The organism is Geomicrobium sp. JCM 19039, assembly GCF_000698145.1.
GTDB lineage: Bacteria > Bacillota > Bacilli > Bacillales > Marinococcaceae > Geomicrobium_A.
Genome location: NZ_BAXB01000044.1, coordinates 1 through 10,415, shown reverse-complemented (window position 1 = coordinate 10,415; position 10,415 = coordinate 1). Strand labels below are relative to the sequence as shown.

The window sequence follows — 10,415 nt, the reverse complement described above, 5'->3', positions numbered from 1 at the left end:
GACGCCCCAGAAGAAAACGATTCAATGTCATTTGCATTACCGGTGACGTATACGCCTTTTTGATCAAGATCTTCTACCGGCTCGTTGCGAATGATCGTTTGATCGTGCAGTACGACGATTTTTTCGCAAAGAGGTAAGATTTCATCAATATGGTGTGTGGATAACATAATTTGACGCGGGTGCTCAGCGTGAGTCTCAATGAGCATATCAAAAAATACTTTTCTCATATGGGCATCTAACCCATTTGTCGGTTCGTCCATAATCGTCACCGGAGATTTACTCGAAAGCCCAATGACAATTGTGAGCATTGATTTCATTCCTGTAGAAAATGAACGTACCTTTTTCTTTCGTGGCAACTCAAATCGTTCGAGCAGTTGGTCGGCAAGTTGTTGGTCCCAGTTGTCATTAAACAAAGAGGCGAAGTGCATCGCATCATTCACCGTCCATATGTCCGAATATGGGTGGCTTTCTTGCAAAAAGGCGACATCGTTCATCGCTTTATTGTTGTTATACGGAATCTGTTTGTTCACATGTAAAGAACCCGAATCTGGTTGCAAAAGCCCTGCAATAAGTTTCATCAGTGTTGTTTTTCCTGAGCCGTTACGCCCCCAAAGTCCAACAATGGCAGGTTCAGTTTCTACGTAGTGAACGTTATCTAGAATCGTTTCTTTTCCATAAGAGAAAGAAACATCATGAACGTTAATCATCATATCCCTCCATAATTAATTTCCAAATGTCATCCTTTTTTAGTTCGAGCCGTCTGGCTTCCTCAATCATTGGTTTGATGAACATCTTGTCAAATTCTGTTTTTCGTTGTTCATGAAGCTTTTCATTTGCACCAGTGGCAACAAACATACCAACGCCTCGCTGCTTGTAGACGTATCCGGCTTCCACAAGTATGGCGAGCCCTTTTTGAATGGTCGCTCGGTTTACTTGATAAAATGAGGATATCTCTGTTGTGGATGGAATTTGTTCTTCTTCTTGTAACGTCCCATCCAAAATATCTTCTAGAATCATATCGGCAATCTGCAAAAAAATTGGCTTGGAATCATCAAAAACCGCCTTCACAGCATGCTCCCTTTCTTATTGGATGTATAGTTGATTAGTTGTGTAATCAACTATACACTGAGCTTCGGATTATGTCCAATGTTAAGTTTTGTTAGCTAGAGTTATTTTTATGTAATCAAAAAAACTGCACAAATTGTGCAGTTCAGCTGGCTCTCTCGTTTAACCGATATATTTTTGGTCGGGGCGAAAGATCCGATTATTCTGCGCTTGTTCTTGGACGTGGGCGCACCATCCAGTGATTCGACTCACGCAAAAGGTAGGGGTGAGGAGGTCATGATCAATGGCGAGCGTATCCATGAGTGCTGCAGCATAAAACTCAACATTCACATGAAGGGCTCTTCCAGGCTTATACGCGTGTAAAAGCTCAGTTGCCGTTTGCTCAATCTGCACAGCTTGCGCCAATGCATCATCATCGTCTTGTAGGCGCGCTAACAGACGTTTTAGTGCCTCTGCCCTCGGATCTGATGTTTTGTACACGCGGTGACCAAAGCCCATCAGCTTTTCTCCATTTTCAAGCTTGTTTCGAAGCACTTCCTCGATGCTTTCCCCGTTCTGAACATCAGCAATCAGTTGCAATACTTCAGTTGGCGCTCCACCATGCAATGGTCCGCTCATAGCACCAAGCGCACCCGTAATTGCAGATGTGAGTGTTGATTCGGTAGAAGCCACGACCCGAGCAGCAAACGTAGACGCATTCATGCCATGCTCCATCGTCAAAATAAGATAAGCGGTTAACGCATCAGCTTGTGTGGCGACCGGTCGTTCACCGGTAAGCATATACATGTAATTCTCTACATGATTTAAATGAGCGTTCGGTCGGATCCGCGGCAACCCCTGCTTATCGCGATGTGTGTAGGCAATGATGGTCGGGAAACACGCAGCGAACTTGATCTGGTCTTCTGTTGTTGGTGGCCACGTTGAGGACATAGAGGAGACGACTGTTCGCAACACCTCCATTGTGGTAAAAAATTTCGGCATCTGTTCGATGATTGTGATTGCGTATTCGGGAATTTCGCGAGCTGCTTTTAGTTGTTCGGAAAATGCTTTGCTATCTTGTTCTGAGGGAAGGTATCCATTCCAAAGCAAATAGACAACGTCTTCAAAAGAACGTTCTGTTGCCAACTCGTCAACAGGTATTCCTCGGTACAACAACGTTCCTTGTTTACCATCCACATCACTAATCGTCGTTTCAGCTACAACAATTCCTTCCAATCCTTTATTCATTTCTCATACACTCCTTTCTCTTTCATCTTAGAAGAAGTCGTGTATAATGAAAATTAAATCATTTATTGGGAACCGATTAATATATTTAATCAATAAGGAAGAATACTACGATGAACATACAATGGATTGAAACGTTTGTAACAGCAGCACACCTTCAAAATTTTCACCAAACAGCGGAACGCCTCTATCGATCACAGCCTACGGTGACCGTACATATTCGGCAACTTGAAAATTTGTTAGGAGTTCCGTTGTTTCAGAAATCAGGGAGAGCGGTCACGCTCACCCCATACGGGCGTAAATATGTAAAGCACGCAGAACAAATCCTCGCTTCTTTTGAAGAAGGTCTCGTTGACATGGAGCGTGAGCGACAAGGCTACTATCGTCAATTACGCATCGCAGTATCTCCGCAAATTGCTTCAAGTTATTTGCCATATTGGGTGAAAATGTATACAAGAGCCTACCCCGACACAGAAGTGATCGTAAGCGTTTATGAATCAGTCGACATCGGCGAAGCAGTGGAGAGTGGAAAAGTGGATCTTGGTTTGTCTCGTCAAGCGTATAGCTCTCTACATATTACAAGTGAGCCTGTACAAAAGGAACGGTTACGGTTTGTATTGCCTCACGATGGGGGAGATGAAGAGACAAGCCTTCCAGTGACAGTCGAGGAAGCGTTAGAAAGGCACGTGCTCATCACAGACAATCATCCTGGCTATTGGGACACCGTCATCTGGGCAATCAAACAACGGGTACCAGCGTTTCGTCAAATGCGTGTTTCTCAAGTTCATGTAACAAAGCGCTTTATTGAGGAAGGGTTAGGGTGTTCTGTTCTGCCATTATCATCTGTGAGAAGAGAACTTGCGGAAGGAAGAATAATGGAAGCGGAATTGGGTGAACTCGAGTTGCCATTCGTGTGTACGTATATCGTGCACGGGCAGAAGACAGAAGAAGCGACTGAATTTTTAACAATTATGAAAGAAAGGACATAGAGCGAATGCTCAATGTCCTTATAAAAATTAGTCTGCTTGCATACCGCCGTCCACATTATACATAGAACCGGTAACAAAAGAAGCGGCATCAGACGCTAGAAACCAGACCACTTCAGCAACTTCTTTCGGTGAACCAAAGCGGCCAAAAGGAATTCCGGCTTTTAACGCTTCTGATGATTCTTCAGGTTTTCCAGGGTTAATGTTGTTTTGGATATCTTTAAGCATCTGTGTATCAATGGCAGCTGGTGCAACCGCGTTCACCCGAATACCGTGAGGGGCGGCTTCTAGTGCAGCTGTTTTTGTGAGACCAGCAACAGCATGTTTAGATGCAATGTATCCGGCCATACCTGCTGAGCCAATATATGCAGCGTTAGAGGCCGTATTAATAATTGTTCCGTGCCCTTGTTCAAACATGTGTGCCAACACGTGCTTTAGCCCTAAAAATACACCACTCACATTAATATCCATAATCTGATTAAAGGTTTTCAGTTCGAGTTCAGTAATATTTTGAAAAGGTCCATTGATGCCTGCATTGTTAAAAAATACATCAATTTTGCCGAACGTTTCGACGGTTTGTTTGACATATTGTTTCACATCGTCCTCGTTCGTCACATCGGCTTCAATCGTAAGAATTCGATCTTTCGTGTCGGAGAGCCCTTCTTCAACACGTGCTAATGAATCTGCACTTACATCAACAAATACAACCTTTGCACCCTCGTCTAAGAAGCGGTGAGCGACAGCTTGTCCGATGCCACCCGCACCTCCGGTCATAAGCACTACTCGATCCTTCATTCATAACGCCTCCTCCGTATTTGGGTGATGCCCTTTTAGCATAACGATACCGCTTACATAATACGAATAATCTGCTCAAAACCACATCGAATCAGAAGCAATCACTATCAGCATGAAGCCGATGTGTGCTCGAGGTTGAGGTTAATCGGACTAAACAAGGTGGTGTTCGGTATAGAAACGAACAGTCATAGAGTAGCTAGTATCAGGTGAACTGCCGTGTTCTACATCGGTCTAGAACACCAATCACCTAGAAATTCCCAAAAATGAGCGAACGATATCGCCGTTGGAGCTAAAGATCGCGCAAAACGATCTATATAGAATGAACGTAACCGTTTCCTAAGTGAACCGTTTGTTGGTGCTTTCAGCTGCTGGCAGATGGTTGTACTCCAGAGCATAAGGGCGACATCGGTGGACAAAAATCGTCCACCGTGTTTTCTATGCACTCCAGAGCACAAGTGCAACATCGGTGGACAAAGTGCGCCCACCGTGTTTTCTATGCACCCAGAGCATAAGGGCGACATCACCTCATCGCTTCGGTGTGTGAAAAAAAGTCCAAATGCCCCATATATTCATTTATGTGACACTTGGGAAAGAAAATCATGATTTTAAACGTGAATGCGCACATAAACGGTGTCAACTGTCACAAATATTGCGATTTGTGACAGTTGCGTGCCGAAAGTGCCCGGTTTGAGGGCTCGATTGTCACATAAGTAAGAGGTCATCACATGCTTGTGCCAGGTGGTGACCCTGAGTCATGACTTTTTACCCTTCGGCAAACGTTTTTCGTGTTGTCCGCAACCCTTGCAGTGACCACAACGATCGGCAACGACGTTGCGATATGAGATGAACTTCAACAGTTAATAGGTAGGCGTTTGCCCGTAAAGACCGATCTCGGTCACAGCGTTCAGTGCATTTCTTTCGTTCAACTGATCTATATAGAATGAACGTAAGATTTCCTGATTTGCGCTGTTGTGTGGGGGGAGATCAGTGCGGGGTGCCATCTTGCGCGCAGTTTGTTCCAACTTGCGCGCAGATTCCAGGCTGAAGTGCCAACGACACGTCGGCCCCGCCGGGGCCGAAACGAAACCGCACTCGGTTCGGCGCGGCTCGCGCCGACAGGATGCTAGGTTTTTGGCTTGGAAATGCGAAGAATGGTTCTCTTAACCTGTTGCCGCAGGGGGTGGGGGCACATGCGGGTAAGATGAACGTACGTTCTGCGCGCAAGTTTCCGCCATCTGCGCGCAAGTTTGCGCTTCTCACTGATTTTAGCGCCGATTTCGCCAAACTTGCGCGCAGTTTGTTCCAACTTGCGCGCAGATTCCAGGCTGAAGTGCCAACGACACGTCGGCCCCGCCGGGGCCGAAACGAAACCGCACTCGGTTCGCGCGACTCGCGCCGATATCATGTGGGTACTTCAGGGCGAAGATGTACATGTGAGCCGGTAATCTGTTACCGAGTTCTCTCATTCTGTTCACGCTTTCCCAAGCTTTTCTCGGGTTCTTGAAGAATTTCTTTCGTTCAACTCATATAGATCGTTTCGGGCGTGACCTAGCTCACGCACCTGCTAAGATCCCCAAATGGTTTTCAGCTAGAGATGTTTGTGAGTAAACAATCCCTCAACATTGGAAAAGAGCGGGTGCGAACACAAAGTCAAACTCTTCGTATGCTTGGATGTCGGGAATTCCCACGAGCATGGCTTGCTAAGGAAGCAGACGTGACCCGTTGTGTAATTGTTATTACTTAGAATTGTAAAGTTTAAATCACACATAGGCCGTTCTAGCGCAACCTCAAGCGCAAAAGTTCATTAATATCTAAATGAATTGATTTCTCCACCCATTTAGAATATCTCATGAATAAAAGAAGCGGATATCCTCTAATGGGACGTCCGCTTTTTAAGTGCTTTTTATAATCTATGCCTTTACACAAAGTATGTTTCTTATATGTTGCAAGAATAACATGTAGGTGCCAGCGACAACGTTGAAGAGGTGACCATTGTGCCGAGGGAGAGTTAGTCCGGTACTTCAGCACCTTCTTCTGAGTGGGCAAGTCGACTGGACGCGGCGGCTGCGATCGCACCGACGATATCGTCCAAAAATGTATGGCACTTTCCATCAGCATGGTCATTCAGTTTTGCGATGATGCCAGGTTTAATCTTATCGACATAGCCGAAGTTTGTGAGGCCGATGGAACCGTACACATTAACGATGGCTAAGGCGATGATCTCATCAATGCCATATAACCCTTCATCGGATGCCACGATGTCTTGTAGCGGTTGTTGTAATTTGCCTTCTTCGGCGAGCTGATCAAGCTCTATTCCTGTGAGCAGTGCATTTTGCACTTCCCGTTTGGATAATACGCGAACGACATTATATTTGCATGTCGCTTTCGTTAAATTCTCCACATAGGGGGTTTGTAAATCAAAGACGAGATCTGTGATATCGTCAACAGTCACCCCTCTAGACTCTAACCGCTCAATGGCTAATTCAATGGATAGTGTTTTCACGTGTAAAACGCCCCTTTAATCTATATGGTAATGTTTACCCTCATATGAGAAATACAAACGTGCGGGATCATCAATAACTTTGTGCACCTCATCATAGAATATAAGAATATGCGGAGGTGATCAGATGTTTGAAAGAAATATATACGATCAGTACGGTTTTCATTGTGATGAGCGGTGGCAACTTGGGTCATATGAGGGGTTTGATGCTGGTGGTCACTCTTATCTCGTCACACCCTATTCTCGACAAGAAGACAGCATGCTTATTCAATTTGAGTGGGCAAAACAGCTGCACAATGCAGGGGTTGCAGAAATTGCCCAGCCTGTAAATACAGTAGGTGGGGGAAGCGTGGCAAAGATTGATGGCGCGCAACAACTCGTGTTTATGCTGCCGCAATTAGATGAACGGCGAGCTGGAGAATTTCTCACAGAAGGAGGACAACTCGCCCATATCCACGACGTCAGCCATGGTTGGGTGCCAAATGTCCCTGACTTAAACTATTTAGGGCAGTGGTTAGACATTTGGGAGCGGAGGATGGGTCAGGTTGAAAGTTGGCATCAGCAAGTGGATGCACGGCGACAGAAAAACGATTTTGATCGGGAGTTTTTGTACACATTTCCTTATTATTTAGGAAGAGCAGAGACGGCGATGCAGTGGCTTGTTGAAGAAGGAAGAGAGCCGTTGCTTCAATCATATGACGGCTCAATTAATCATACAAGGTTCTCCAATCAGTCTTGGTTTGCTACAAACGAACGGACGACTCAAGTGAAGCTGCCGTTAGAGTTTGTGTATGATCACCCAGCTAGAGATCTCGGTGAACGCTTACGTGCGGAATATCGAGAAGGGCGATTTGAAGATGGCTATTCCTTTATTTCTGAGTATCAAAATGGTCGAACACTTTCTCAAGGAACGTGGTCACTCATCGGTGCGCGTCTTTTACTTCCACTTACGTATATCGAAACGATTGAAAATCATTATATGAATGAAGGCACGCATGCTGAGAACCGTTCAGCAGACATTACAAACTTTGAAAGGGAGCTTGCCCAAGAAGAACGGTATTTACGTTACACCGCACAATGTTTGATGGAACATTTACCCTCAACAACCGCGGGTTCGTGGTTTACTCGAAGAAATTTCGCATGAAAATGTAAGTTTACCCCTTGTAAAGTCCTCCTATTCGGTCTATAATGTCCATATTAAATAGACATTTGTTTTTCTCTAGTGAACAAGAGAGGTAGTCAAGTGATCGGAACAGGGGTGGACATTGATGAGTAGCAAACAAATTGTGGTTGGACTGCTAGGGTTAGGTACAGTAGGTAGTGGGATGATGCACATCCTCACTCACCATAAGGAGAAGTTGCAAACGAAAACAGGGGCAGAAGAGATCATTGTTCGCAAAGTCCTGGTTCGTGATCCGCATAAAGAAAGAGATCAACGCATTGCCATTGAGCAATTTACGACTGACGGCCAAGAGGTTGTCACTGACCCTGACATTGATATTATTATTGAAGTAATGGGTGGAATAGATGAAGCGAAAAAGTTAATTGAGACGGCGCTTAATCAAGGGAAACATGTGGTGACGGCGAATAAAGATTTACTTGCTCTGCATGGTGAAGAGTTGTTGAAGAAAGCACAAGAGAACAATTGCTTGCTCTTGTATGAAGCGAGTGTGGCAGGTGGCATCCCGATTTTGCGAACGTTAAACGAAGGGCTTGTCGCTGATCACATTACAAAAATGATCGGAATTGTAAATGGAACGACAAACTATATGCTTACGAAAATGTCAAAAGAGGATTTAACGTATGACGAGGCGTTGAAAGAAGCACAGGAAAAGGGATTTGCAGAAAGTGACCCGACCGCAGACGTCGGCGGCCTTGATGCTGCGCGTAAAATGGTTATTTTATCTCGCCTCGGTTTTTCTGAATCCATTGATTTGGACCGTGTGTATGTGAGGGGCATGACTGGTGTTGCACCTGAGGATATTGATTACGGCAAACAGCTAGGGTTTACGATGAAGCTGATTGGTCTAGCAAGTCGTAACGAAGGTGAATTGGAAGTATCTGTCGAGCCGGTGTTTGTCCCGAATGACCATCCGCTTGCTTCGGTAAACGATGAATATAACGCGGTTTATGTTTATGGGGAAGCTGTTGGGGAGACAATGTTCTACGGACCTGGTGCAGGCTCATTACCGACTGCATCTGCTATTGCCTCCGATTTTGTTAACGTTGCCCGGCATGTCATTTCTCGTGGTTCATCACGAATTGATACGAGTGTTGTGAAACGAGCGACTGTAAAGGAAGTTGACGATGTAGAGGCAAAGTTTTACGTACGGCTGTACGCACAAGATGTCCGTGGTGCTTTTAAGACGATTACTTCACAGTTTACAGCACATGGAGTAAGCTTTGAAAAGCTAATGCAAAGCCCACTGGATACGGAAGAAAAAATAGCCGAAGTCGTTATAGTTACGCACGAGACGACACGTGGGGTATTTGACCAGTTAATCGATGAATTGAATGGGCTCAACGTTGTTGATAAGGTGATGAATCATTATCGTGTGGAAGGAGGGGTTGTAAATGTCTTGGAAGAACAAGACATTGCCATCGTCTGAAGCCAAACCACTAATGACGATTTCAGTACCGGCAAGCTCTGCAAATCTCGGTCCAGGGTTTGATTCGATTGGGTTGGCGGTAAGTCGATATTTGCATTTGGAAGTGTATGCGGCAGAGGAATGGCAATTTACATCCTCATCTATTCACTTGGCGAACATTCCTAAAGGCAAGAAGAACATGGTGTACAAAGTGGCGCGAGCACTTGCTGCTACGAAAGGCAAAGAATTGCCCGCTTGTCACGTGCATATGCACTCAGATATTCCATTAGCCCGGGGGTTGGGAAGTTCAGCAGCAGCGATTATTGCCGCAATTGAACTGGCAAACCAGTTGGCAGACTTGCAGCTGACGAGTGAAGAGAAGCTCCGGTTTGCTAGTGTTCTGGAAGGTCATCCTGATAACGTTGGTGCTTGTTTGTACGGGGGATTGACTGTTGGCATGCACACCGAACAATTTACTCGAGTCGTACTGCAGCAAATTCCTAGTTTAGACCTTGTGCTTATGGTCCCGTCAGAGGAATTACTAACCTCTGAATCGCGACAAGTGTTGCCAGATCAGCTTGATTACAAGGAAGCCATTCGGGGCAGTGCGTGTGCCAATGTGCTTGTCGCCGCTCTTCTTGCCGAGGATTACGAACTTGCGGGGACGATGATGAATCAAGACCGTTATCACCATCCGTATAGAACTGGACTCGTTCCAGGGCTAGGAGAAGCGCTTGAAGACGTCAAGTCATACGGTGTCTACGGCGCGGCATTAAGTGGTGCAGGACCAACAATTCTAGCCTCGCGCCTTTTGGTAAAGGAATAGAGATCGCTGAACAGATTGCCATCGATTATCCGCAGTATGAAGTGACGGCGGCGAAGCCGTGTGCCCAAGGTGCGGTTGTAGAGCAGAATTCATTAGGTATCGCTCTTTCATCATAAGATAAGTTCTAGCACAAGAACAGATAACATCGTTCTTGTGCTTTTTACGGTTGTGCCCGGCATGTATGTGGATGCTATCGGTAGAGTATCGACCGGTCGAAAGCGTTGGACGTCCATCACTCATCAACGAAAACACATACGCGTAAAGGGTGACAAATGGATGATCCATGAGCACCTTTCCCAGTGTGTGAACTCTTATTTAGCAGGAATCTTACCATAGACATATCTATGGTAAGATTTTCAGTAGTAGACGTTATAAAACATCGAGAATCGTACCATAAAGGGTTGATCTCATGCCCGCCGCCCACCCCAATT

Annotated in this window: 8 protein-coding genes and 1 pseudogene; 4 read left to right on the top strand and 5 right to left on the bottom strand. The window is 45.4% G+C overall.

The genetic code is table 11. From position 1 onward, the window contains the following. The 3 genes from JCM19039_RS20840 to JCM19039_RS20830 form a co-directional block, all read right to left on the bottom strand. On the bottom strand, positions 1–707 hold a 707-nt coding region (locus JCM19039_RS20840; RefSeq protein WP_042430971.1), incomplete at its 3' end, for an ATP-binding cassette domain-containing protein. After that, positions 700–1,068, bottom strand: a complete 369-nt coding sequence (locus JCM19039_RS20835) for a GntR family transcriptional regulator (RefSeq protein ID WP_042430968.1) — start codon at positions 1,066–1,068, stop codon at positions 700–702. The genes JCM19039_RS20835 and JCM19039_RS20840, both read right to left, overlap by 8 nt. A gap of 159 nt (positions 1,069–1,227) precedes the next feature. Continuing rightward, complete coding sequence (locus JCM19039_RS20830) at positions 1,228–2,292, bottom strand: citrate synthase/methylcitrate synthase (RefSeq protein ID WP_042430965.1); 1,065 nt, start codon at positions 2,290–2,292, stop codon at positions 1,228–1,230. Between the two features lie 110 nt (positions 2,293–2,402). Here JCM19039_RS20830 and JCM19039_RS20825 point away from each other — a divergent pair, with 110 nt between their 5' ends. Then, positions 2,403–3,278, top strand: a complete 876-nt coding sequence (locus JCM19039_RS20825; protein ID WP_042430962.1) for a LysR family transcriptional regulator — start codon at positions 2,403–2,405, stop codon at positions 3,276–3,278. A gap of 27 nt (positions 3,279–3,305) precedes the next feature. Here the strand turns inward: JCM19039_RS20825 and JCM19039_RS20820 are convergent, their stop codons facing one another. Further along, positions 3,306–4,070, bottom strand: coding sequence for an SDR family NAD(P)-dependent oxidoreductase (locus tag JCM19039_RS20820; protein WP_042430959.1), 765 nt, complete (start codon positions 4,068–4,070; stop codon positions 3,306–3,308). 2,008 nt (positions 4,071–6,078) lie between these two features. Next, a complete protein-coding gene (locus tag JCM19039_RS20815; protein WP_042403093.1) occupies positions 6,079–6,573 on the bottom strand; it encodes a phosphatidylglycerophosphatase A in 495 nt (164 codons plus the stop codon). Between the two features lie 124 nt (positions 6,574–6,697). Between JCM19039_RS20815 and yutH the strand changes: the two genes are divergently transcribed. The 3 genes and pseudogenes from yutH to thrB all read left to right on the top strand — a co-directional run bounded on the left by yutH (position 6,698) and on the right by thrB (position 10,100). Continuing rightward, on the top strand, positions 6,698–7,714 hold the full coding sequence (gene yutH, locus JCM19039_RS20810) for a spore coat putative kinase YutH (protein ID WP_042430956.1): 1,017 nt from the start codon (positions 6,698–6,700) through the stop codon (positions 7,712–7,714). A 124-nt stretch (positions 7,715–7,838) separates the two neighbouring features. After that, positions 7,839–9,179 (top strand): homoserine dehydrogenase, encoded by a 1,341-nt coding sequence (locus tag JCM19039_RS20805; RefSeq protein WP_042430954.1) that lies wholly within the window; start codon positions 7,839–7,841, stop codon positions 9,177–9,179. Then, a pseudogene (thrB, locus tag JCM19039_RS20800) lies at positions 9,145–10,100 on the top strand (homoserine kinase). The gene JCM19039_RS20805 and the pseudogene thrB overlap by 35 nt, the downstream one beginning before the upstream one ends. Positions 10,101–10,415: the final 315 nt, after the last annotated feature.